General features: G+C 73.3%; 19 protein-coding genes and 1 pseudogene. 8 read left to right on the forward strand and 12 right to left on the reverse strand.

Annotated features, from left to right (window positions below; all coding sequences use genetic code 11):
• The first annotated feature begins 218 nt into the window (after nt 1–218).
• The 3 genes from ACQ86M_RS15115 to ACQ86M_RS15125 all read left to right on the forward strand — a co-directional run bounded on the left by ACQ86M_RS15115 (nt 219) and on the right by ACQ86M_RS15125 (nt 3,186).
• Nucleotides 219–986 carry an ABC transporter ATP-binding protein gene (locus ACQ86M_RS15115; protein ID WP_431246032.1) on the forward strand — a complete coding sequence of 256 codons (768 nt, stop codon included), beginning with the start codon at nt 219–221 and terminating at the stop codon, nt 984–986.
• Nucleotides 968–2,539 carry a transporter gene (locus ACQ86M_RS15120; RefSeq protein ID WP_431246033.1) on the forward strand — a complete coding sequence of 524 codons (1,572 nt, stop codon included), beginning with the start codon at nt 968–970 and terminating at the stop codon, nt 2,537–2,539. The genes ACQ86M_RS15115 and ACQ86M_RS15120 overlap by 19 nt, the downstream gene beginning before the upstream one ends.
• Nucleotides 2,540–2,658: 119 nt before the next feature.
• Complete coding sequence (locus ACQ86M_RS15125; RefSeq protein ID WP_431246034.1) at nt 2,659–3,186, forward strand: DUF2087 domain-containing protein; 528 nt, start codon at nt 2,659–2,661, stop codon at nt 3,184–3,186.
• Nucleotides 3,187–3,370: 184 nt separating this feature from the next.
• Here ACQ86M_RS15125 and ACQ86M_RS15130 read toward each other — a convergent pair whose 3' ends face one another.
• The 6 genes and pseudogenes from ACQ86M_RS15130 to ACQ86M_RS15155 all read right to left on the reverse strand — a co-directional run bounded on the left by ACQ86M_RS15130 (nt 3,371) and on the right by ACQ86M_RS15155 (nt 9,483).
• Nucleotides 3,371–5,224 carry a hypothetical protein gene (locus ACQ86M_RS15130; protein WP_431246035.1) on the reverse strand — a complete coding sequence of 618 codons (1,854 nt, stop codon included), beginning with the start codon at nt 5,222–5,224 and terminating at the stop codon, nt 3,371–3,373.
• Nucleotides 5,221–7,713: an alpha-mannosidase gene (locus tag ACQ86M_RS15135; RefSeq protein ID WP_431246036.1), complete on the reverse strand. Its 2,493-nt coding sequence runs from the start codon at nt 7,711–7,713 to the stop codon at nt 5,221–5,223. Before ACQ86M_RS15135 ends, ACQ86M_RS15130 begins: the two co-directional genes overlap by 4 nt.
• Nucleotides 7,710–7,910: a hypothetical protein gene (locus ACQ86M_RS15140; protein ID WP_431246037.1), complete on the reverse strand. Its 201-nt coding sequence runs from the start codon at nt 7,908–7,910 to the stop codon at nt 7,710–7,712. The genes ACQ86M_RS15135 and ACQ86M_RS15140 overlap by 4 nt, the downstream gene beginning before the upstream one ends.
• Nucleotides 7,907–8,629: a D-sedoheptulose-7-phosphate isomerase gene (locus ACQ86M_RS15145; RefSeq protein WP_431247898.1), complete on the reverse strand. Its 723-nt coding sequence runs from the start codon at nt 8,627–8,629 to the stop codon at nt 7,907–7,909. The genes ACQ86M_RS15140 and ACQ86M_RS15145 overlap by 4 nt, the downstream gene beginning before the upstream one ends.
• Nucleotides 8,606–8,740, reverse strand: a pseudogene (locus ACQ86M_RS15150) (ROK family protein); the annotation flags it as partial. The pseudogene ACQ86M_RS15150 and the gene ACQ86M_RS15145, both read right to left, overlap by 24 nt.
• Entirely contained in the window at nt 8,728–9,483 is a 756-nt protein-coding gene (locus ACQ86M_RS15155) for an ROK family protein (RefSeq protein WP_431246038.1), read from the reverse strand. The pseudogene ACQ86M_RS15150 and the gene ACQ86M_RS15155, both read right to left, overlap by 13 nt.
• Before the next feature lie 380 nt (nt 9,484–9,863).
• Between ACQ86M_RS15155 and ACQ86M_RS15160 the strand changes: the two genes are divergently transcribed.
• Entirely contained in the window at nt 9,864–10,232 is a 369-nt protein-coding gene (locus tag ACQ86M_RS15160; protein WP_431246039.1) for an ArsR/SmtB family transcription factor, read from the forward strand.
• A complete protein-coding gene (locus ACQ86M_RS15165; RefSeq protein ID WP_431246040.1) occupies nt 10,229–10,723 on the forward strand; it encodes an SRPBCC family protein in 495 nt (164 codons plus the stop codon). The genes ACQ86M_RS15160 and ACQ86M_RS15165 overlap by 4 nt, the downstream gene beginning before the upstream one ends.
• 138 nt (nt 10,724–10,861) lie before the next feature.
• Here ACQ86M_RS15165 and ACQ86M_RS15170 read toward each other — a convergent pair whose 3' ends face one another.
• Genes ACQ86M_RS15170 through ACQ86M_RS15195 form a run of 6 tightly spaced genes read right to left on the reverse strand, consistent with a single transcriptional unit; the run spans nt 10,862 to nt 20,142 of the window.
• Entirely contained in the window at nt 10,862–11,623 is a 762-nt protein-coding gene (locus tag ACQ86M_RS15170) for an alpha/beta fold hydrolase (RefSeq protein ID WP_431246041.1), read from the reverse strand.
• A gap of 9 nt (nt 11,624–11,632) precedes the next feature.
• The gene (locus tag ACQ86M_RS15175) at nt 11,633–13,513 is read right to left on the reverse strand and encodes an MBL fold metallo-hydrolase (RefSeq protein ID WP_431246042.1); all 1,881 of its coding nucleotides are present in this window, start codon (nt 13,511–13,513) and stop codon (nt 11,633–11,635) included.
• A complete protein-coding gene (gene gtfA, locus ACQ86M_RS15180; RefSeq protein WP_431246043.1) occupies nt 13,510–16,917 on the reverse strand; it encodes a sucrose phosphorylase in 3,408 nt (1,135 codons plus the stop codon). The genes ACQ86M_RS15175 and gtfA overlap by 4 nt, the downstream gene beginning before the upstream one ends.
• The gene (locus tag ACQ86M_RS15185; protein ID WP_431246044.1) at nt 16,914–17,789 is read right to left on the reverse strand and encodes a hypothetical protein; all 876 of its coding nucleotides are present in this window, start codon (nt 17,787–17,789) and stop codon (nt 16,914–16,916) included. The genes gtfA and ACQ86M_RS15185 overlap by 4 nt, the downstream gene beginning before the upstream one ends.
• Nucleotides 17,771–18,673, reverse strand: coding sequence for a hypothetical protein (locus tag ACQ86M_RS15190; RefSeq protein WP_431246045.1), 903 nt, complete (start codon nt 18,671–18,673; stop codon nt 17,771–17,773). Before ACQ86M_RS15190 ends, ACQ86M_RS15185 begins: the two co-directional genes overlap by 19 nt.
• A complete protein-coding gene (locus ACQ86M_RS15195) occupies nt 18,670–20,142 on the reverse strand; it encodes an FGGY-family carbohydrate kinase (protein WP_431246046.1) in 1,473 nt (490 codons plus the stop codon). Before ACQ86M_RS15195 ends, ACQ86M_RS15190 begins: the two co-directional genes overlap by 4 nt.
• Nucleotides 20,143–20,220: 78 nt before the next feature.
• On the opposite strand from ACQ86M_RS15195, the gene ACQ86M_RS15200 reads away from it, so the two are divergent.
• The 3 genes from ACQ86M_RS15200 to ACQ86M_RS15210 are packed head-to-tail and all read left to right on the forward strand — an operon-like array spanning nt 20,221 to nt 22,918.
• Nucleotides 20,221–21,021, forward strand: a complete 801-nt coding sequence (locus tag ACQ86M_RS15200; RefSeq protein ID WP_431246047.1) for a DeoR/GlpR family DNA-binding transcription regulator — start codon at nt 20,221–20,223, stop codon at nt 21,019–21,021.
• Nucleotides 21,018–22,283, forward strand: coding sequence for a 3-oxo-tetronate kinase (gene otnK / locus ACQ86M_RS15205; protein ID WP_431246048.1), 1,266 nt, complete (start codon nt 21,018–21,020; stop codon nt 22,281–22,283). The genes ACQ86M_RS15200 and otnK overlap by 4 nt, the downstream gene beginning before the upstream one ends.
• Nucleotides 22,280–22,918, forward strand: coding sequence for a class II aldolase/adducin family protein (locus ACQ86M_RS15210; RefSeq protein ID WP_431246049.1), 639 nt, complete (start codon nt 22,280–22,282; stop codon nt 22,916–22,918). Before otnK ends, ACQ86M_RS15210 begins: the two co-directional genes overlap by 4 nt.
• The last annotated feature ends 64 nt before the right edge of the window (nt 22,919–22,982 follow it).

Raw genomic sequence — 22,982 nt, forward strand, 5'->3', positions numbered from 1 at the left:
CCTCCCCCGATGCCTCCGAAGGAACCCCTGGCGGGCGGGTCCCTCCCCGCCGATCGATGGATGCGGCACGCCGATCGCGACCAGGGGCGCGCGGCGTGCCGCATCCGGCATCCGAGGCTCGGCGTACGTGCCGGATGCGCTGGCCCAGCGTCCGCGGCCGCCGATAGGGTGGTCGCACGGCCGCCCGAAGCGCGCGACCGCGACGTGAGGGGGAACGCGTGGCCGACGATGACGGGCGTGCGATCAGGATCCGGGGACTGCACAAGCGGTTCGGCGAGAAGATCGCGGTGGACGGGATCGACCTGGATGTGCCGTCCGGCAGCTTCTACGGGCTCGTCGGCCCGAACGGGGCCGGCAAGACGACGACGCTGAGCATGGCGACGGGGCTGCTGCGTCCGGACGCGGGTGAGGTCCTCATCCACGGCGTCGACATGTGGCGCCGGCCGCTGGTCGCGAAGGCCATGGTGGGGGTGCTCTCCGACGGCGTGCGCCTGTTCGACCGGCTCACCGGCCAGCAGCTGGTCGAGTACGCGGGCCTGCTCAGCGGGATGGATCGGCCGACCGCCCAGCAGCGCACCGCCGACCTGCTGCAGCTGCTCGACCTGGAGTCTGCGGGCGGAACGCTCGTGGTCGACTACTCGGCCGGCATGACCAAGAAGATCGCACTGGCCGCCGCCATGGTTCACGCGCCGCGCGTCCTGGTGCTGGACGAGCCCTTCGAGTCGGTCGATCCGGTCTCGGCGGCGAACATCCGCGACATCCTGCGCGCCTATGTCGACGGCGGCGGCACGGTCGTGGTCTCGTCGCACGTGATGGATCTGGTCGAGCGGATGTGCGACCACGTCGCCGTCATCACCGCGGGCCGCGTCGTGGCGGCCGGAGCGGTGGACGACGTGCGCGCCGGCTCCACGCTGGAGGACCGCTTCGTCGAGCTCGTCGGGGGACGCCGGGTCGGGGAGGGGCCGGAGTGGTTGCGACACTCGTAAGGCTGCGGCTGCTCGTCCTGTGGAACTCGTTCCGGCGGAGCACCAGCCAGCTCGTCGCGGTCATCATCGGGGCGCTCTACGGCACCATCGGGCTGCTGGTCGTTCTGGGCGCCCTCGTCGGGCTCTCCTTCGCGCCGATCGAGGTGGCGACGACCGCGGTCGTGCTCGCCGGTTCGGCCGCGGTGCTCGGCTGGGCGGTCTTCCCCCTGCTGCTCTCCGGGGTCGAGCAGACCCTCGATCCTGGGCACCTCGCCGTCTATCCGATCGCGCTCCGCCCTCTCATGGTCGGGATGCTGCTGAGCGGCGCCGTCGGCATCGCCGGGGCCGCGACCCCCATCGCCTCGCTCGGGACCGCCCTGCCGTGGCTGCGGTCCCCGGGCGTCGCGCTCATCGCCCTCGTGACGGGCGTCCTGGGCGCGGCGACCTGCATCGTCGTGTCCCGCGCCGTGACCTCGATCGCCAGCGGGCTGGCCTCGGGTCGCCGCTTCCGCGAGGCGAGCGGGCTGCTGATCCTGATCCCGCTCATCCTGGCCGGTCCGATCGTCGTCGGCATCTCGTCGGGGCTGCGCAACTCGGCGGACGCGCTGCCCGCGGTGGCGACCGGTCTCGGCTGGTCGCCGCTGGGCGCCGTCTGGGCCGTGCCGGGAGCCGTCGCCGCCGGCGACCCCATCGGCGCGCTGCTGCGGCTGATCATCGCGCTGGCGACCTTCGGAGTGCTGTGGGCGGTGTGGCGCTGGGGCCTCGCCCGGTCGCTCGTGACGCCGGCGCGTGCGTCCTCTCGGGTCCGGGCGCCCGGGAAGTCGGGGCTCTTCGGCGTGCTGCCCGGCACGCCCGGGGGTGCGATCGCGGCGCGCTGCCTCACGTACTGGTTCCGCGACCCGCGCTACCTGCGCCAGCTGCTCGTCATCCCGCTGCTGCCCGCGGTCATGTGGTTCTACGCGAGCATCAACCACTCGACCGGCTACATCTTCGCCGCCGGGCCGGTCGTGGCGTTCTCGCTGGGCATCGGGATGATCGCGGACGTCTCGTACGACTCCACCGCCTTCGCCCTGCACGTGTCCAAGTCGGTGCCCGGCCGTGCGGACCGGTGGGGGCGGGCTGCCGCCCTGCTGACCTTCGCCGTGCCCGCGGTCGTCGTGGTCACCGTCGGGGCCGCCGCGCTCGAGGGCGACTGGCTGCCCGCGCCCGGCCTGCTCGGGCTCTCGCTCGGGATGCTGCTCGCCGGGGTCGCCGTCTGCTCGGTCACCTCGGCGCGGTTCGTCTTCCCGGTGCCGGAGCCCGGCGACAACCCGTTCCGTTCGCGGCCCGGCGCGAACATCTCGCTGCTCGGCCCGACCTTCGCCGCCTGGGGCGTCATCGCGGTGCTCAGTCTGCCCGAGATCGTGCTGCTGGTGGTCTCCCTGGTGACCCGCGAGGCGGTGTGGGGCTGGCTCGGGCTCCTGGCCGCGGTCGTGCTCGGCGGGGTGCTGCTGGTGGTGGGCGTCCGCGTCGGCGGACGGTTGCTGGATCGACGCGCGCCGGAACTGCTGCAGCAGCTGCGCAAGGACGGCTGAGCCGGGCGCGCTGCGCCGGCATCGATGGGACGCAACACGCCGTTACGCGCGCGGGTCGACGGCGTGTTGCGACCCATCGATGAGTGCGCGCCGGGGTGCGGCTGGGAGAGACTGGTTCGGTGGCGCAGGAGCGAGCGGACGACCGGATCCCCGACTGGCGGCCGGTGGTCGCGGCCCTGGCCAACCGGGATGCCCGCACGGTGTGGGCGCGTCTCGTCGCGGGGGGCGTGCCGGGCGATGCGGAGCTCAGCGCGGCACGCGAGGGCCGCGCCCTGACGCTGCTCGAATCGGCCGGTCTGGTGCGTCACGAGGGCGGCGCCTTCGCGGCCGACGAGGAGGTGTTCCGGCGCCTGCTGGAATCCGCGGCGGCGAACCGCCCACGGCCTGCGGGCGTGCAGCGCTTCCTCCGCCCGGACGGGCGGATCGACCGCTACCCCGCCGGTGCCGACGACCGGCTGGAGTTGCTGACGCACGTCGCGGACGCGGTCCTTCCGCCTGGGCAGACGGTCGCCGAGCGGGAGCTCACCGAACGGCTCGCCGCACTCGGAGACGACCCCGTCTCCCTCCGCCGCTACCTCGTGGATGCCGGGCTGCTGCTCCGCACGGCGTCCGGGTCGGAGTACGCACGCCCGGCGGGAGAGGCGTAGCCCGGCGCCGAACCACGGGTTCGCCGGGATGTCCCCTGGGCGTTCTGGGGCCTCCACCGCTGACGCGGACGTCGACCCCACCGTCCCGCCTTCGCTCCCCGCGTGGGCGCCGAGTGGTGACTCGTTGCTCCTATTTCCGCCGAGTTGCGACATGATGTCGCCACTCGGCGGTGCGGAGACCGGCTCACCCCGCTAGCGTCTGCTCGCACGCCAGCAGCGTCACCCCGACGCTCCAGGCGTGCGACAGCGTCAGCAGCATCCCCTTCGGCTGGAAGCACGCGGTCTGGTAATACCGCTCGCTCACCATCCCTCGGTAGGCGTTGAAGTCGCCGTCCTCCCGCGCGATGAACTGCCGGAAGCACGCCAGCGTCTCGTCAGCCCGCTCGGCATAGTGCGGGTCGTCGAGGGCGGCCGAGAGCTCGCGCAGCTCGGCCGTGCAGACGAGACCGTAGGCGTGCAGGTGCTGGTTCGACGGTGAGGCATTGTCCGCCCCGCGCGTCCGGAAGCCGTAGGCGCCGAGAAGCGTGTGCGCCGGGAACGCGACGTCGTACGTGTAGCGGAAGGTCAGCATCCAGTCGGCCGCCCGCCTCGCCATGTCGAGCCAGTGCGTGTCGCCGGTCGCCCGGTGCAGCGCCACGTAGGCCATCACGGCGGCGTACCCGTCTTCCGAGGTCGGCGCGAGGTCGACATCCTCCGGGGCGCCGTGCAGGAATTCCCGGTCGACGAACTGCTCGTAGTACCGACCGGCGGCCACAGCGGCCGGAAGGTACCGCTGGTCGCGGTCGGCGGCCTCGACCAGCGCGGCGATCCAGGTCAGCCCGGAGGCGCCCGACCACGACAGCACCTCCCCGGTCTCGGCGTGGTGCACGGAGCCGAGGTTGCCGTCGGCGCGCTGCCGCCCGACCACGACATCCAGGTTCGAGCGGATGGCGTGCTCCCACTGGTCGTGACCGTCGAGCGCCTGCGCCCGCAGCAGGAACAGCGTCGCCTCGGCGAGGGTGCGCGAGTGGAGGCCGCGCTTCAGCTCGGTCCAGCTCTGCGTCCAGCCGTGGTCGCGGTACCAGACGCCCCAGAACGTGCCGGAGGGCGAGAGGGATGCGGTGATGAAGTCGATGACCCGGCGCGCCGCGTCCACCTCGTCCGTCCGGCCGGTGCGCAGTCCGTGCGCGAGCAGCGCGTACGCCCACGGGATGCCGCTCACCCAGCCGACGTGCATCGCCTGCCGGTCGACGGTGAGGCCGTCGCGTCCGCTCACCTCGCGGTCGAAGCCGACCGTCTCGAGCAGCACGCCGGGGTCGGGGTCGTAGTGCCAGGTCAGCAGCCCCTCGGCGGTCAGGTCGGCGGCGGTCGCCACATCCACCCACGGATCCTGCGGCGCCCGCGCCGCGGACTCGGCGTGCAGGGCGCGCAGGATGGGCGCGTAGGCGTGCCGGGACGCGTCCAGCCCGAAGACGCGCACGGCCAGCTCGACCGTCTCGCCGGGCACGAACCGGTGCGTCGACACGTCGGCGGGTCGCGGCCGCGCGTCGCCGTAGTACGTGACCGGGAACTCGCGGTACGGGAAGCGGAGGCTGACCGTCGCATCGCCCCAGGCCGCGTCGTGCGCGAGGCCCAGACCGGTGAGGCCGAGCGCGGAGGTTTCGTCCGCGGCGAGCGCCACGCCCCCACGGCCGGGTCCGGCCCACGCGAACACCGCCGGCGTCGCCGCACGGTCGGCGCGGAACTCCCACGTGTCGCTCACCAGTGCGTCATGCTGCTCCGCCGTATCCGCGGCGATCTGGAACCGCGGGAAGGCGCGGGCGTTCTCGGCCGGACGGTTCTCGCCGTAGAACGCGCCCGGGATCAGCCACCACGGGTCGTCCGCTCCGCGCACCGGAGCCTCGACCAGCACGGAGCCGTCCGCCGGCGCAGCGCCCGTGTACGTAACGCGCAGCCTCAGCCGCCACCCGGGCTCGGCGTCCGTCCACTCCTCAACGACCTCGACCGTGTCCGCCGCCGGGCCGACGACGGACACCCGGACCTCGGGGCGCGCGCTCACTGCAGTAGGCGCTCGATCAGGTCGACCTCGCGCACCGGCTCCGCCGGGTCGGCGGGAACCACGAACGTGCGCAGCTGCGACGGGCCGAAGTCCTCCTCGATCGTGCGTCCGAGCAGCGGCAGGTGGATGCGCGACCGGCCTCCCTCGCCGCGGGTCTCGACCGCGCGCACCACCACGTCCGCTCCGCCGGGAGCCTCCGTCGCGTCCTCGGTGCCCTTGAGCGCGGTGACCATCACGGCACCTCCGTCGTCGCCGGCGAACGAGTTCACCGGCGGCAGCGTGCCGTCGTGGAACGACTCCTGCATCGCCCGAACCGGATTGCCGAGCACGAGCGCCCTCCGGATCGGGTCGGCGGAGCGCCAGTCGCCGGCGTGCGGGACGAGCTCGTAGCTGAACCGCTGCACGCCCTGATCCTGGAACGAGTAGATGCCCTCGGGGTCGAGCAGCCGCGGGTCGTGCCACGAGTAGACGGGGCTGCGCACGGCGGTGACACCGATGCTCGCGTCGTCGCCGCGGCCGTCGCCGTCGGAGCCCGGCGAGACGTCGTACGCGTGCTTGTTCGTGGTGACCACCGTGAGACCGGCGGCCGCACCGTCGACCGTGCCGGTCAGATCCACCCACGACTGCGCGGGCTCCTCGGCCCCGTCGACCGGACGCTCCAGGTGCCCGAACGGGATCTCGTAGGTCGCCGTCGGGTCCTCGAGCACGGTCGGGAAGCGCAGCTTCAGCAGGTGCGCCTTCTCGCGCCAGTCGAGCGTGACGTTCACGCGCAGCACGGGCGAGTCGTGGTCCAGGATGAGCTCCTCGACCAGGGTGGATGCGCCCCACTCCCGCTCAACCCGCACCCGCGAGCGCAGCGGCCCGGTCTCGCGCACGACGATGCGCTTCAGCGCCATGGTGGCGCCCGGCCACGCGTACGAGATGACCCGGTGGCCCCAGGTGTCGGTCGGGTCGTCGTTGATCTGCGTGTGCTGGGCTCCGTCAACGCCGGCCATCACATCCACGCCGGTCGCCTTGAGCAGGTACGACGAGATCCAGCCGGTCTGCTGGTCGATGCGGATGCGCACGTGCTCGTTCTCGAGGGTGTCCGCGGTGACCGTCAGGCCGCCGGCGGCGGCGCCCGGACCGGCGCCCGGCCGCAGCCGGTACAGCCGGTAGCCGAGCGCGGGGACCTCGGCGCGGAAGACGACGGCGCCGCGCGAGACGTCATCCGTCGTCGCGGTCGACTGCGAGTTCTGGAACACGACCGGCTCGCCGGCCTCGTCGACCACGTGCACGCCCGCGCGCTGCGCGCCGTACTGGAAGTCCACATCCACCGACACCGGCCAGGGGTGCGGGTTGAAGACGAGGACCGGCTGCGTGCCGTCCTCGCGGTCGACCTGCACCTGGCGGGCGAGGACGTTGTGGGCGCGGGTGACGATGCGCTTCGAGATGGAGACGGCCTCGCCGAGCTGGTCGCGCGCGTCATCGTACGACGGCTCGATGGCGGAGCCGGGCAGGATGTCGTGGAACTGGTTGAACAGCACCTGCTTCCAGGCGGTCTCCAGCTGCTCGCGCGGGTACTCGACGCCGTCGTGAGCGGCGACGACCGCGGCCCAGCGCTCGGCGTTCAGCACCGCGAACTGCGCGCGCCGCTGCCACGCCTTGATGCCCGAGTGCGCCGAGTAGCATCCCGGCGCGTGGTGCTGCAGGTCGTCGCGGCGCACCGGGAGCCCATCGAGGAACGCCTCGCCGCGGCCGAGGACCTCGTCGAAGTAGGTGCGCGGTGAGGACATCGTCATCCTTCCGAAGGAGCCCATGCGGTCGTAGCGGTGGATCGACTCGATGTTCGCGATGGTCGGGCCGCCGCCGTGGTTGCCCACGCCGTAGAACACCATCGCGGTCGCGTTCTCGCCGAAGCCGACCGTGCGATCGAGCGACGCCAGCGCCTTCTCGGTCTGACCGTCGACCGACCCGGGCGGGCTGCAGTACTCGAACGGGATGCGGTAGGCGAGCACGCGGGAGCCGTCGGGCGCCTCCCACCAGAACAGGCTCGGCGCGAGATCCGACTCGTGCGGGCCGGGGCGGAGGAACGTGTACGAGTCGAGGCCCTGTCCCTTGAGGATCTGCGGCAGCATCGCGTTGTGGCCGAACGGGTCGACGTTCATGCCGACCGTCGCTGGGATGCCGAACCGCGACTCCAGGTAGCGCTGGCCGTACAGGCCCTGGCGCACGAAGCTCTCGCCCATGGGCATGTTGTTGTCCGGCTCGACCCACCAGCCGCCGACGTTGACCCAGCGGCCCTCGGCGACGCGGCGCTTGATCTGCTCGAACAGCTCGGGGTCGGACTCCTCCACCCAGCTGAGCAGCACGATCTGGTCGCAGGTGAAGACGAAGTCGGGGTACTCCTCCATGCGGTGGATGGCGGACCAGAACGTCGCGCGCGCCTCCTGGTATCCCTCCTGCCACGGCCACAGCCACACCGGATCGAGGTGCGCGTTGCCGATCATGTGGAGGGTGCGCTGGGGGTCGCGGTGGGGCGCTTCGCGGGCGGGAGGTCGCGCGGCTGCGTGCCTGCCGGGGCATTGGCGACCGGCGCCGTGCCCTTCGACGGGGCCTCGGGCTGCGGCTCGAGCGCCGCATCCACCGCCGCCTTGTCGGGCTGGAGGTCGGTGTCGGGATCGGTGAGGGTCTCCCGGTCGGTCACAGTGCGTACTCCTCGTCGCCGTCGGCCCACGCGTCCACGATCTCGGAGAGCACGTGGAGCATGAACGTGTGGAATTCCTGGATCCTCGGGGTGGTCGTCGACGGGCTCAGCAGGGCGAAGTCCGCGAACTGCCGGGCGGGGCCGCCGTCACCCCCGCCGAACAGCACGGTCGTCGCCCCCACGGACTTCGCCGCTTCGAGCGCTGAGACGATGTTCGCACTCCGGCCGCTCGTGGTGAAAGCCGCGACCACGTCGCCCGGCCGCGCGAGGCCGAGCACCTGGCGCGAGAAGACGTCGTCGTACGAGTAGTCGTTCGCGATGCACGTCATCGTCGTCGGGTCGGTGCTCAGGGTCACCGCGCCGAGCGGCCGGCGGTCGCGCTTGTAGTGGCCGATGATCTCGCCGGTGAAGTGCTGGGCGTCGGCCGCACTCCCGCCGTTGCCGAAGGTGTACAGGATGCCGCGCTCGGCGAACGCGTCGCACAGCACCTTCCCGACCTCGCGCAGCGCCGGCAGCAGCTGCTCGCCCTGCTGTGCGACCTGGATGTGCGCCTCCAGCTGCTCGCGCATCCACTCAGACATGGGGGCTCCCTTCGGGCCGGCTCCCGCGCCGGCGAGCTGGTCGAGGCGGTCGAACGCGACCGCGCCCGCGCCGACGACGCACACGACGTCGCCGAGGCCGGCGAGCACGACGGTGGATGCGGCGGCCGCGGGCGGCATGGCGTCGGCGGCCACGCGCTCGCGGACGGGCACCAGCAGGGCGTCGCCGGAGCGCGTCACGCCGCCGCCGAGCACGACGAGATCGGGCTCGAAGACGTTCACGAGGTCGGTGAGGGCGACGGAGAGGACGTCGACGGTCTCGTCCCAGAGCTCGGTCGCGAGGGGTCGCCCGCCGCCGCGGCGGCGACGACGTCCTCGGCCCGGACGACCGGCAGCTGCGCGAGCGACGATCCCTCGCCGCGCTCGGCCACGGCCTCGCGGGCGCGCAGGGCGATGGACGTGCCCGAGGCGTACCCCTCCAGGCAGCCGCGACGGCCGCACAGGCACGGACGCCCGTCGGTGCGGACCATCACGTGCCCGAACTCGCCGCCGTTTCCGGCCGCTCCGCGGTGCAGGCGCCCGTCGATGACGGCGCCGCCGCCGATGCCGGTCGAGATCGTCAGGTACACCATGGTGTCCGCGTCGCGCGCGGCGCCGTAGCGGAACTCGCCCAGCGCACCGGCGGTGGCGTCGTTTTCGAGCACGGCCGGCACGCCGAACTCGCGCTCGGCCAGCTCGACGATCGGCAGGTCGATCCAGCCCGGGAGGTGCAGGGGGCCGGTCAGGACGCCGGCCTTCGCGTCCAGCGGTCCGCCGCACGAGATGCCCACCGCCTCCACCTGGAGTCCGGACTCGGCGATCGCCCGCTGACCCATGGCGAAGAGTCTGGGAACGATTACACCCGGACCCTCCTCGCGGCGCGTGGGCTCGACGGTGAGTGCGTGGGTTCTTCCGTCCTCTGTGACGACACCGACGGCGAGCTTGGTGCCGCCGATGTCGAGAGAGAGGACGGCGCGGAGGCCGTTTGCCATCATGTCCTTCCGGGGATGCACGACCGCGCCTGCGCTGGTGGATCGTGTGGGATCGTTCCCACAGATACTAGGCCGCGGCGGGCAGGCGGGTCAACACGGCGCTCCGCACCGGGTGCGCTGCGCTGCCTCCCGGCGCCCGTCCCCCGAGTCGCGACATCATGTCGCCGCTCGGCGCGAATAGCCGCCATTAGTCACCAGTCGGCCGTGCGCACGACGCCGGGCCGCCCCTCCGCCGACCCGCCCCATCCCGCCGAGTCGCCCATCCCGCCGAGTCGCCCATCCCGCCGAGTCGCGACATCATGTCGCCGCTCGGCGCGAATAGGCGCCATTACTCACGTCTCGACCCTTGTGCGCACCGCCTGGCCGCGCTAACGTACAACCAAATGGTTGTAGATGAGCTGACGGATGCAGAGGTCGACCGCATCTTCCACGCGCTGGCGGATGCGACCCGGCGCGACATCGTGGCGCGCACCCTCGGCGGTGAACTGAGCGTGAGCGAGCTCGCCGCTCGGTACGACATGAGTTTCGCCGCGGTGCAGAAGCACGTGGCGGTGCTGGAGCGGGCGGGCCTGGTCCGCAAGCGGACGCGAGGCCGTGAGCGGATCGTCAGCGGCGATCCGGAGACCATCCAGCGGGCATCGCAGCTGCTCGACGCGTACGAGCGGATCTGGCGCCGGCGCGACCGGGCGATCGACGGCATCCTCGCCGAGGAGGCCGAGGGCAACACCGACATAGGAGGGAACGGCCGATGACATTCGTCGAGTCGAACAAGGATGTGGACGCGCTGACGCTCACGTTCGTGACCGAGTACGAGGCGCCGCAGGAGCGGGTGTGGCAGCTGTGGTCCGACCCGCGGCAGCTCGAGCGGTGGTGGGGCCCTCCGGGGTACCCGGCGACGTTCGAGGTGTTCGAGTTCGAGCCGGGCGGCCGCGCGACGTACTACATGACGACCCCTGAGAGCACGCGAGCGTGGGGCTGGTGGCGGTTCGTCGAGATCGAGCCGACCGGCCGCCTGGTGCTGGACGACGGCTTCGCCGAGGAGGGCGGCGCGCCGAGGCCGGGCGAGCCGGGCCGTGTGACCGCGACGTTCGTCGAGCGCGACGGCCGCACCCGCATGACGATCCTCTCGACGTTCGCGAGCACCGCCCAGATGGAGGAACTCCTCGCGATGGGCATGGAGGAGGGGATGCGCCTCGCCCTCACCCAGACCGACGACATCCTCGCCACCGAGATCTCGCGCTGATCCGCCGCCCTCACCCGCATCCCACCATCGAGTCCGCGGACTTTGCACGCTGATCGCGGTGAACGCGTGCAAACTTCGCGGACTCGATGCTGGGCGGAGGCCCGGAGGGGCTGGATGGTGGGCGGAGACCCCGAGGCGTCAGGGGGCGTCGAGGAAGGCGAGCAGGTGCGGGAGGGTGCGGCGCAGGGCCGCGGCGTCGCCTCCTGCGGCGAGGCGCTCGCCCAGGTAGTCGCCGTGGATGCCGGGCACGATCAGCAGGCGGGCGTTCGGCAGCAGTGAGGCCAGCTCCACGAAATGCGACGCCCGAACGACATCGTGGTCCGCGCCGACGATCAGAGTCGGCGCGGCGATCGACGCGAGCAGGTCGTCGGGGAAGTCCTCGAAGCCGAGCATCAGCTCCCGGTCGAGCTCGAACATCCGCCGGGCGTGCCCCGGATCGCGGCTGACCGCCAGATCGGCGTCCCGATACGCGGCCGGAAGGTCGTCGAAGGTTCCCGCTGCGAGGCCGTCCCAGAACCCGTCGACCATCGCCGCGCGCCGCACCGGGGCGGAGGCCGCGATGAGCCTGCGGACGGCGGACGGATGCCGCGCGGCGAGCTGCAGCGCGACCTGTCCGCCGTTGCTGAAGCCGAGCACATCCACCGGCCCGAGCCCGAGCGACGTCAGCACCGCCGCGACGTCGTCGGCCGAGCCCTCGAAGGATGCGGGACGGTCGCCCGCGGGCGTGCGCCCGTGCCCCTGCAGCTCGACCGCGAGCACCGAGCGGGTGGGCGCGACGAGCGGCAGCAGCAGGCCCCAGTTCGTCTCGATCGTCGAACCGCCTCCGTGGATGAGCAGCAGCGGCGGATGCGGCGAGTCGGGGTCGCCGTGCCACTGGCGGTAGAGCGGGATGCGCTCCACGCCCGCAGGCTAGCCGAGGGCAGCAGCGGTGTCGAGAGTCTCCGCCGTCGCGATCGGTACCTTCGCAACCGTGTCCGCGACCGCATCCCCGGCCTGCCCGAGTCGCACGGAACCGACCGTGACGTCGGCCGCCAGGCGCTGACGCTTCCGTACCGCCTCCCCTGCCCGCACCGCGAACCGCAGCCGCACGGTCTCTCCGGCTCCGGCCGTCGTCGACGCGGGCGAAGGGTCGCTCCACCCGTCCGGCGTCACCAGCCGGGCGACGACCTCCCGCGGCTCGTCGTAGGGGTTCACGACGACCACCTCGTACGAGAGCAGCGCACCAGGGCTCACCCGCTGGTAGAACGGCTCGACGAGCACCAGGTTGCCGTCCGCCGGGGGCAGCATCCCGTCGCCCGGCAGCAGCCCGTCGTGGAGGGCGGCGAGCTCGTCGCCCTGCTCCGTCAGCAGTTGCAGGTAGTCCTCATCCACTTCGCGGCCCTGCCAGTGCCCGGTGATCATCAGACCGGGGGCGACACGGCGGTACAGGGCGGCGCTCTGGATGAAGTCGTCGCGCCGGAACCGGTTGCGGTACTGGTAGTTCAGGATCTCCCGCTGCACGCCCAGCCGCCCTTCCGCGGTCTGCTGGTCCCCCGTCGCGAGCACGCGCACGCCGTCCACCTCGAATTCGAACGCGGCGGCGTAGAGCGTGTGGCCGGGCAGCTCGTGCGTCACGATGTCGTACTCGCGCCAGCGCACGGTCTCGCCCAGCGGCAGCACGCGGTCGGCGGGGATGGGCTCGAACCACTGGCACGGCAGGTCGGTGCGCATCGGGTCCGCCATGATCGGCGCCACGTTCTCGGGCAGCCAGACCTCCGTGCCCTCCACGTCGCGCAGCAGGTTCAGCCCGGCGATGTGGTCGTCGTGGTAGTGGGTGCCGAGCACGACCTCCACCGAGGTGACGCCGAAGTCGCGCTTCAGGGCGGGGAGGGACGCCAGCCAGGGCCGGCGAGCGGCCCGGTCGGTTCCCGCGGGCCAGCCGGTCGACATGTCGTAGCCGTAGTCGATGAACAGGGCGCCGCCGGAGTCGCTCAGCAGCACATAGACGCAGGAGTTCGCGGTGCGGTTCAGCAGCAGATGGTCGGTGAGGCGCACGAACGGGCGCTCCAGCCAGTCGCGCAGGTCCCACGGGTGGGTGCGCCGCGAGTCCACGTAGCCGCTCATCCGGTCGGCCAGCTGCTCGAGCGCAGCCAGCGCGTCGGGCATCGGCTCGCCGTGGGACGGCAGCAGGATGGTCGGCTGCTCCTCCTGCAGGATCAGGCACGACAGCACGGTCATCGCCGGACCCTCGTTCTCGGTGTACGACCACTGGGTGGCAGCGAGCGACCATACCTTGCCGGGCGCGTAGATGAGGTCGCCCGTGAAGGCGACCCGCTCGTCCCCGCGCTCCACCAGATAGGTGACCGAGCCCATGGTGTGGCCCGGCGTCGGCATGGTCTTCACGGAGATGCCGCCGAAGGATACGCTCCGGTACTCGGGCACGGTGCCCGCGATCGGCACCGGGTCGAGCAGCGAGAACCGGTCCTGGCGCAGGTTGTAGTCGTTGTACAGCGCGCGCGACGACCACATCTCGTCGACGCGGGTGAAGAGGTCCTGCTCGACCGGCGGCACGTGGATGGGGATGCCCGCGGCGACGGCGCGCGGCAGCCCCTGTCCCTGGTCGCGGTGGTGGTGCGTCATCAGCACGGCGTCGAGCGTCTCCAGGCCGAGCTCGCCGAGGTGGTCGAGCACGTCGCCGGAGCCGAAGTCGATCGCGATCGCGCCGCGCGCATCCGCCGCCACGACCACGTAGACGTTGCAGGTGTCCGCGAACCGGTGGACGCCGGGAGCGACCTCCGTGAACGTGCTCATACGGTCGTCGGCTCCTTCGGGGCGGGCGCGTCGCGCTCGCCCCGGGCGGCGCGGTACGACCGCCACAGCCCGGCGATCTCGCGCAGGTCCGCGTCCGTCACCTCCTCGCGGCTGTTGTCGATCGACTCGACGTAATACAGCGCGGGCACGCCCAGCTCCGGCTGGATGCGCGAGTAGGCGAGCCACTCCTCCCGATTCGGCATCGGCCACTGGTCGGTGTCGATGGAGTGGCCGGGCAGCGAGGCGGCCGCGATGTCGTGGCGGTAGCGCAGCTGGTCGCCGACGGGAACCGGGTCGCCGTGCACCGAGTCCTCGAGCACGTCGTTGAGGCGCACCATGTCGGTGACGCCCGAGAACGAGGGATGCACGGTGTGCGTGACGACGAGCGCATCCGGCTTTGCGGCCTTCGCGGCGTCGTGGATGGTGCGCACGATCGCGTGCAGGGCGCTGATGCCCCACACGCCGTCGTCGTGCGTGCGCAGGGTCACGCCGGAGGGCGCGCGCTGCGTGAAGTCGACCTTGAAACCGTCGGCGTCCAGCCCGTCGGGCGAGACCATCCGGGTGACCTGCTCGGCCAGCGCCGTGAGGTACGCGGGGTTCGAGGGGTCGACGGCGACGGGACGTCCGAATGCGTCGCGCACCGTCAGCTCGGGCGGCAGCCCTGCCGGATCCCAGGCCTTGAACCACAGCAGCACGCGCTGGCCGGCGGCGTGGCGGTCGTCGATCCAGCCGCGCAGGTCGGGCCACTTCTCGGTGTCGACCGTGTTGGTGCCGTAGTCGGCCTGCCACCGGTCGTCGATGACGACGGTGCCCGGGTGGATGTCGTTGTCGGCCAGCCGCCGCAGCCACCGGTCGTACAGGTACTGGCGCGCCAGGTCGGGCGCGAACGCGGCGCCGGCGGGCAGCACGAAGCCGTCCGCGTTGTCCGTCGCGAGCGCTTCGCCCTCGTGGCTCATCCGCACGGCGAGCGCGCACTGGGCGCCCCAGCCGCAGAAGATCGGCTCGTGCCACCAGTCGGCCGCCTCGGGCGCCGGCTCGGCCCAGCCGCGCGCGGCGAGGTCGTCGCGGTAGTCGCGGATCGCGCTCAGCGGCGCGCCGGCCGGGCGCAGCACGAACTCGGGGGACACCCATCCGCCCGCCCGCACGCGCGTGTGCCCCTCGTAGGTGAGCCGGAAGAGGAAGCCGCCGTCGATCGCGTCGTAGCGGAAGGTCGTGAAGCCCAGCTGCGCGATGGGCGCGACGACGGAGACGCCGAGCCAGTCACCGACCGGCATGTCCGTGGGGCCGTGCGGCGCCTCCGGCGAGATCGAGGGGCGGCCGAGGCCGAAGACGAGCGGCGGCGGCGAGAAGATGCCGTGCAGGCGGCCGGGCTCCGCATCCCCGACCACGCCGAGCTGCGCCTGGGTGTTCGACGGCCGGACGACCTGGATGGGCTCGGTCGGCGCCGGCACGAACACCGACGGGAAGCGGATGCCCGAGCGGAACGTGCCCGCTGCACCGGTCGGCAGGGCGGCCTGGCCGCCGAACATCGTCAGGTCGGCGATGCGCGCGTCGTCCTCCTCGGTGGTCACCTCGACGCGGGCGCGCACCTCGCCCGGCAGGCAGTGCAGCACCACGGCCTTCGTCGCCCAGGCGCTGGAGTCGGTGAGCACGGTGATGCGCACCGAGCCGTCCGCCTCCTCCTCGACCGTGACGGCGGTCGGGCCGGACGACTCGTCGGGCACGCCGATGCGGTCGACGCTCGCGAGCAGCGACAGGTCGCTCCACAGCTCGCCGTCCGGCCCGGCGATGGTGGCACGCGGCCGCGTGAGGGCGACGCCGAGCGTGTACGCCGGGGCGACGAGCACGACCTCGGTCGCGCTGCGGGTGATGGTGATGTCCTGGGTGGTCTGCACTGGTCCTCGATGGTGGGGGAGATGAGGCGCGGATGGTTCAGAGCGCGGCGAGCGCTCCGACGGAGTCGACGGCGAGGGGGCGCCGGCGCCCGACGTGCGGATGCGGAAGACGGGCTCGGGGGCGAACGAGACGGTCAAGGCGGCGCGCGCGTCACCGAGCGACCATTCCAGCACGAGCGACCCGTCCGGCTCCACCCGGTAAGCGAATTCGCCCCCGAAAGCGGGATGAGCGGAACGGAGCCGGACGAGCGCCAGCTGGGCTCTGGTCACGTCGCTTGCCAGGGCGGCATCCAGCTCGTCGGGCGTGTAGACGTGACGGTTGACGTCGCGACCCTGCCCGGTGCGCTGGAAGAGCGCCACATCATCCAGCCCGCCGAGCAGCCCGACGTAGTAGAGCTGCGGCTCTCCCGGCAGCCACAGCTGCACCGCTCGGGCGAGCAGGTAGCTGCGGGCGTTCCCGCCGAGGGCGGAGAAGAAGGTGGCGTTGATCTGATGCGGGAGGCTCATCCAGGCGGGGATGACCGACGCGATGGTGGAGTGCCCGTTCGTCGCCTCGGCGGCGCGCGCGAAGATCGCGGCCATCTCCTCCTGATCGATGAGGCCCGGGAGGTCGCCCGACGGGCCCGCGTCGATGATGCCGATGCCGTCGTGGGTGTCGAGCACCGTGATGGCGCTCCGCGGGCGGATGCGCAACCACTCGACGAGCCGGTCGGAGGTGCCCGTGCCCAGGCTGTGCAGCAGCAACGGCGCCAGGGCGAAGTCGTAGACGAGGTCGACGAGCGGGGCGATGGCGAGCTGCTGCGAGTAGTGCGCGTGCACCTCGACCAGCACCCGCAGGCCCTCCTCGCGGGCGAGGGCGACGATCTCGCGCACGAAGTCGAGCGTCTCCGGGGTCATGAAGCTGTCGGTGCCGGGCGTCTTCACCGCATAGCCGACGGCGTCCAGCCGGACCGTCGTCACGCCGCCGGCGCGGAGGGTCGCGAGGATGCGGCGCAGGTAGGCGCGGGCGCGGTCGTTCGCCACGTCGAGGTCGACCTGGGTGGGCATGAACGTCGTCCAGACCAGGCGGCGCCGGCCGTCGGCCATCCGGTACGCGGTGAACGGGAGGCCGGGGCGCGGACGGTAGAAAGCCGTGATGTCGTGCTCGGACGCGCGGTCGGGGAACACGGTGTCGAAGGTGAGGAACATGCCGTCGTGGGCGGACTCCTCGCCGAGCGCCAGCCAGTCGACGAACTCCGCCGACTCGCTCGACACGTGGTTCACGATGAGGTCGGCGGTCACCTCGCGCCGCTCGGCGATGGCGCGGACGTCGTCCCAGGTGCCGAGACGCGGATCCACCGCGCCGTGGTCGATCGGGTCGAAGCCGGCGTCGGCGCCGTCGAACGGCACGAAGAACGGCAGGATGTGCACCCCGGCGAAATCGCGCAGTGGGCCGTCGAGCAGCTCGCGGAGCCGCGGGAGGTCGCCGCCGAGCCGGTCGGCGTAGGCGAGGAGGTCGACGCCGGTCATGCGGTCCGCTCCGGCGCGAGAGCGGATGCAGGAGTTCCGCCGGACCCGGCGAGCGGCGAACGGTTCGCGCTGGCGTCCGCCCCCTCCGGGTCCGACGGGGTCAGGGCCTCCACCAGGCGGGCGATGCCGCCGGCCGGGGAGGTGAGGACGGGGATGCTGACGCCGGCCGACTCGGCCGCGGGCGCCATGGAGGCCTGGGCGAGCACGAGCGCGGCGGCGGCCTGTGCGCCGTCCGCGCCGTCGGACGGCGCCGCGGCTGCGCGCACCGCCTCGGCGATGAGGCGGTCGTGCTCGGCCTGGTCGCCTGCCGCGCGGGCGGACGCCGCGCCTTCGACGACCGTCGCCCGCACGTCGGCGCGCACGCCCTGGGCCGCCGCCTCCCGCTCGATCAACCGCGTCGTCGGTCCGAGCGTCGCGGTGTTCGTCGCGAGCACCGCGATCCGCCGCGCCAACAATTCCTGAGTTCTTCGGGGCGCCGACGGCGTGTCGGGGCGAACAACTCCGGAATTCTCAGCTGGGGCGGCAGCGGCGGGCGCTGCGGCGAGGCGGGCGGCTTCGGCGGCCATGGCGGCATCCACGCGGATGACGGGGATGCGGAGGGACGCGGCCGCGGCCTCGGCGGCCTCGCCGATGGAGGAGCACGTGACGAGGATGGCGTCCGCGCCCGACTCTGCGAGGTGACGGAGGTGGGAGGCGACCCGGTCGCGCACGGCCGGCGTGACGCCCTCCGCGATGGCCGTCTCGAGCATCCAGGCGTCGACGATGTGCTGGCGGTGCGCGCCCGGGAGCGCCTCCGAGACCAGGGCGTCGAACGTCGGCGCGAGGGCCGGGACGGTGTGCAGCAGTCCGGCGATCATCGCGCCTCCCGCCACGGACGCGCCTCGCGGTCGACGACCTCGATGAGGGCCTCGAGTCGGGGCACGGAGAGCTCGCGCAGCGCGGACGGCACGTCGGCGCGGCCGACCACGTCGCTCCAGAGGGCGCGGCCGGCGAGGAACCCGCTCGCGCCGGCACGGCACGCGGCCTCGACGGCGGGCAGGAACGCGGGGCGGTCGACGCCCTGCGACAGCACGACCCAGGGTCCGGTGATGGATGCGTTCAGCCGCTCGCTCGCCTCCCGCTGCTGTGCCGCGTCGCCGGTGCCCGACATCGGCACCTGCACCTTGTACAGGCTCTGGCCGAGCGGAGACAGCTCGGCGGCGGCCTCCCGGATGGCGACGTCGAGGTCCCAGGTGCCCGCATCCAGTTCGCCGGGGGTTGCGCGGACGACCGGCTCCAGCACCGAGAGGACGCCCCGGGCGCGGCACTCCTCGACGAAGCGCTCGACGAGGCGGACGCGCTGCTCGCGCTTCGCATCCCGGCGCCAGATGACCAGCAGCTTGAGTGCGACGACGCCGTCGAGGTCGGTCTGCGTGAGCACCACGTCGTCCAAAGCGGTCTCTTCGACCGGCCCACCGTCCTCCTGTGTGAGGTCGTCGGCGGCGAGGATGAGGCCGGTGCCGGCGGGCAGCGTGTCGCGGACCGCCTCGAAGCCGAAGTGCCGGTCGATCAGGAAGCCGGACGCGAGCGGGCCCAGCGCCTCCGCCACGTCGAGCTTGAAGCGGATCAGCACGTCGTCCGCCGGGCGCCCGGCGCCGGCCAGGTCGAACATGTGCCGGAGGCTCTCGCGCTGGTCCATCGCGACCATGGCCAGGCCGCCGGCGGGCCGGGAGATCGCGTCGAGGTCGAGCGCGGGACGGGAGGTGGTGTCGGTCATTCGGGTTCCTTGTCGTGGTGCGTCGCCGCCTCGACGAAGGCATCCAGCAGGGCCGGATCGCCGGCCGAGGCGACGCTGTCGGCGCTGCGCAGGGGCAGCGAGGTGGTGAGGCCGGCGACGCGGTGCGCGGCGAGCATGGCGGCGCCGGTCGCGACCGGCTCGGCGGCGTCGACCTGGCGCAGGTCGCCGGGAACGAGTCGCTGCTTGAGCCGCCACCAGGTGCGGTTGGCGGCTCCGGGTCCGCCGAGCACGGCGAGCTCGGAGCGGCGGGGGCCCGCGAGCGCGGTCTGGGCGGCATCCATCCACGCCAGCTGGAGGGCCAGCCCGCTCAGCACGGCGGTCAGAGCGGCGGCGGGGTCGGCCAGCTGCACGGAGGCGCCGGAGCGCTGGACCATCCGCAGCGAGGCCGACGGGTCGGGGGCGGGCGACTGCCGCCCGCGCAGGTACGGGAGGAGGAAGGCCTCGAGCGGTCCGTCCGCCAGCCGCCGAGCCTGTTCCAGCGCATCCCGGCGGTCGGCGCCGGGGAGCAGCTCGTCGAACGCCCACTCGACGAGGGCTCCGGCCGTCGGATTGCCCGCGAGCAGGCTCTCGTGCCGCCCGTCGACGCAGCGTGCCAGGCTCATCCCCTGCCGCCGCGCGTCGTCGCGCGACACAGTGGGTGCGACACGCAGCAGGGCCTCGGCGGTTCCGACGGAGTCGGCGGCGTCGCCCGGCGAGCGGACTCCCGCCGCCCAGGCGCCGACCGCGTGGTCGTGACCGGCCGCGACGACCGGCAGCCCGGCGGGGAGTCCGAGGGCGGCGGCGGCATGCGCGGTGAGCGTTCCGGCGGTCCGGCCCGGCGCGATGACGCGGGGGAAGCGGTCCGGCGTGAGGCCCACGAGGCCGAGCAGGTCGGCGTCGAAGGTCTCGGTGAGGGGCTCGCCGGCACCGGGCAGGCGGTAGGCCATCGTCCGGGCCGCAAGGGTGTGGTCGGTGACCGCCTCGCCGGTGAGCGACGAGAGGACGAGGCCGTCGGCGCCGAGCCAGCGCGCGTCGGCGAGCTGTGCGTCCCGGTCGTCCGCGAGCCGCAGCCAATGTGTCAGAGGCGACTTCTGCGGCGCGGGAACGCCGGTCGCGGCATAGAGCGCCTCGGCGCCGGTCGCCGCGACGAGCCGGTCGGCGGTGGCGGCGTCGCCGTCCGCCCAGCGCAGCAGGTCGCCGCGCGGCTCGCCGTCGGGACCGGTCAGCGACCCGGTCTCGCCCATGGAGGCGACGCCGATGGCGGCGATCGGATGCGGCGGCTCGACCGCGATCTCGCGGATCGCACCGAGCACGACGGCCTGCAGGGCGGCGCCCGTGTCGGGCGTCCGCACGGTCAGCGTCCGCTCTTCGCGCACGGCGTCGCCGAGCACCGCCAGCACCACCTTGGTGTTGGTGGTGCCGACGTCCACGCCGAGCGCGGCGAGAGGAGCGGAGGTCACGTCGTCCATTCTGTTCACTTCCGAACATTCACGTCAAGATTTGTGCGTTTGTTGACAAGTGCTCCGAGAAGCCGGTTGGATGGACGGGTGCGCTACACCGACGCCCCCGCCCGCCGCGAAGAGCTGCTCCGCCGGCTCTCCGTCGAGGGCTACGTGTCGTCCTCGCGCGTGGCGGAAGAGCTCGGCGTCTCCGAGATGACCATCCGCCGCGACCTGCGCCAGCTCGAAGAAGAGGGCCTCGCCCGTCGCGTCGTCGGGGGCGCCAGCCTCCCGAACCTCGGGCACGGACGCCCCTTCGATGAGCGCGCGGTGACCGGAAGCGGCGAGAAGCACTCCATCGCCGAGGCCTGCCTCGACCTGCTCGACGGCGCCGTCACGGTCGCCCTCGACGCGGGCACGACGGTCGCACCGCTCGCCGGGATGCTTCACCGCGGCACCACGATCATCAGCCACTCCGCGCCGGTCATCCAGGCGGCCATCGAACGCGACGACGTCGAACTCGTCGCCGTCGGCGGCGTGTACCAGAGCGAGACGCGCAGCTTCGCCGGGGCCACCGCCCGCCGCACGATCGCCGACTACTCCGTCGACGTCGCGGTGCTGTCCGCGACCGCGGTCGACCCCCGCGGCATCCTCTGCGCCAACGCGCTCGACGCCGAGCTCAAGCAGGAGCTGTCGCGCGCCGCCCGCACGACCATCCTCCTGGTCGACCACTCGAAGCTCGGCGCGCGCGCGCCGATCCGCGTGGGCGGCCTCGAGCTGGTGGATGTGATCCTCACCGACGCGGGCGCCGACCCCGACGACCTGCAGGCGCTCCGCGACGCGGGCGCGACGGTCGTCGTGGCCGGGGAGCCCGCGCCCGTCGACGAGCCGGGGATCAGCGTCCCGTGATCCGGCTCGGCGCCGTCGCCGACGACGTCACGGGCGCCTGCGACCTCGCGGGCCGTGTCGCCGAGGCGGGAGTCACGGCGAGCGTGCTGCTCGGCACTCCGTCGTCGGCCGACGGGGTCTTTCCTGCCGAGGGTTCGGGTTGCGCGGTCGTCGCGCTGAAGATGCGCACCGCTCCGGTCGCCGACGCCGTGGCGGCCTCCGCCGCTGCGGCCCGGCTCCTGCTCTCCGCGGGTGCGACGCAGCTCTACCAGAAGTACTGCTCGACCTTCGACTCGACGCCCGCCGGCAACATCGGCCCCATCGCGGACGCGCTGGCCTCCGCCGCGGGCGCCCCCGCGACGCTCGGAACGCCCGCCACGCCGGGCGCCGGGCGCACGCAGTACCAGGGGACGCTGTTCGTCGACGGCGTGCCGCTGGCCGAGTCGCCGATGCGGGACCATCCGCTGACGCCGATGCGCGACTCGAACCTGCTGCGCCTGCTCGCGCCGCAGACGCCCGCCCCCGTCGGACTCATCCGGTGGGAGGACGTGCAGCGCGGCCCGGATGCCGTCGCAGCGCTCGTCCGCGACGGCCACATGCTCGTGGATGCGCTCACCGAGGCCGACCTCGACGTGATCGCCGAGGCGATCCTGCGCCAGGCGGCCGAGGGGCCGGTGCTCGCCGGGGGAGGCGCCGGTGTCGCGACGGCGCTGGCGCGGGCCGACGTCCGCGCAGCGGGTGCCCGCCCCGACGGCCACGCCGCGCTGCCGCACGTCCCCGTCACCGGACGCCTCGTCCTCGCCGGGAGCGCCTCGGCCGCCACGCGTGGCCAGATCGCCGCCTTCCGCGGCGAGCGCCACCTCCTCGACCCGCTCGAACTCGCCCACGACCCCGGTGCGCTGAACCGGACGAAGGATGCGCTGGCCGCCCGCCGCGACGCCCTCTCCCCCGTGCTGGTGCACGTCTCCCCGGAGGTCGCTGCAGCGCAGAGCACCCTCGGGGCTTCTCGCTCCGCCGCTCTGCTCGAAGGCGCGCTCGCGGAACTCGCGGCCTTCGCCGTCCACGAGCTCGGCGTCAGCCACGTGCTCGTCGCGGGCGGCGAGACGTCCGGCGCGGTGACCGCCCGGCTCGGTCTCGAACGCCTGCTCATCGGCGCGCAGGCCGCGCCCGGGGTGCCCTGGGCCGTCTCGCTGAGCGCCGGCCGCACCATCGCCGTGCTGCTGAAATCGGGCAACTTCGGCGGCCCGTCACTCTTCTCCGACGCCTGGGAGGCGGCCCCGTGACCGGCTACCTCAGCGAGGCGGAGGCGCGCGCGGCCGTCGTGCGCGCCTGCCGTCACCTCTCCGCGGCGAGCCTGTCGCCGGGGAGTTCCGGCAACGTCAGCGTGCGCCTCGGCTCGCGCATCATCGCGACGCCGACCGGGTCTTCGCTGCGCGCCGTGACGGAGGACGAGCTGGCCGCGACGCCGGCCGAGCACGACGGGGCGCCGCGGCCCACCAAGGAGCTGCCGCTGCACGCGGCCATGTACGCCGCGCACCCGGACGCGACGGCCGTTGTCCACCTCCACTCGCCGTACGCGACCGCCATCGCCTGCCTGCCGCCGGGGGAGGGCGGCTTCGCGCAGCTTCCGCCGCTGACGCCCTACCGGGTGATGCGGCTGGGCGACGTCCCGCTCGTGCCGTACGCCCCACCGGGCAGCGGAGAGCTGGCGTCCGGCGTCGCCGCGGCCGCACCCGGCCATGCGGCGCTGCTGCTCGCGAACCACGGACCGGTCGTCGCCGCGGCCACGCTCGACGCGGCCATCGACCTGGCCGAGGAGCTCGAGACGGCGGCGCGGCTGACGCTGCTGCTCCGGCAGGCGCCGGCCGTCGCGCTCGACGCGGCCGCCGTCGCGGCGCTCACCCCGCCGGGGCACTGAGCCGCCGCCCGGCCCCGCCCCGCCCCGCGCACCGCCCCCGCACCCCTCCTTCCGCACCCGCTCG

Origin of the sequence: Leifsonia xyli subsp. cynodontis, assembly GCF_050632205.1 — a bacterium.
Classification (GTDB): Bacteria; Actinomycetota; Actinomycetes; order Actinomycetales; family Microbacteriaceae; genus Leifsonia; species Leifsonia xyli_D.

Coding starts and splice junctions, on each gene's coding strand:
- ACQ86M_RS15135 (WP_431246036.1), bottom strand. CDS start 7,713: ATGATCGGCAACGCGCACCTCGATCCGGTGTGGCTGTGGCCGTGGCAG.
- ACQ86M_RS15145 (WP_431247898.1), bottom strand. CDS start 8,629: ATGCCGCCCGCGGCCGCCGCATCCACCGTCGTGCTCGCCGGCCTCGGC.
- ACQ86M_RS15155 (WP_431246038.1), bottom strand. CDS start 9,483: ATGATGGCAAACGGCCTCCGCGCCGTCCTCTCTCTCGACATCGGCGGC.
- ACQ86M_RS15160 (WP_431246039.1), top strand. CDS start 9,864: ATGGTTGTAGATGAGCTGACGGATGCAGAGGTCGACCGCATCTTCCAC.
- ACQ86M_RS15165 (WP_431246040.1), top strand. CDS start 10,229: ATGACATTCGTCGAGTCGAACAAGGATGTGGACGCGCTGACGCTCACG.
- ACQ86M_RS15175 (WP_431246042.1), bottom strand. CDS start 13,513: ATGAGCACGTTCACGGAGGTCGCTCCCGGCGTCCACCGGTTCGCGGAC.
- gtfA (WP_431246043.1), bottom strand. CDS start 16,917: ATGACCGGCGTCGACCTCCTCGCCTACGCCGACCGGCTCGGCGGCGAC.
- ACQ86M_RS15190 (WP_431246045.1), bottom strand. CDS start 18,673: ATGACCGACACCACCTCCCGTCCCGCGCTCGACCTCGACGCGATCTCC.
- ACQ86M_RS15195 (WP_431246046.1), bottom strand. CDS start 20,142: ATGGACGACGTGACCTCCGCTCCTCTCGCCGCGCTCGGCGTGGACGTC.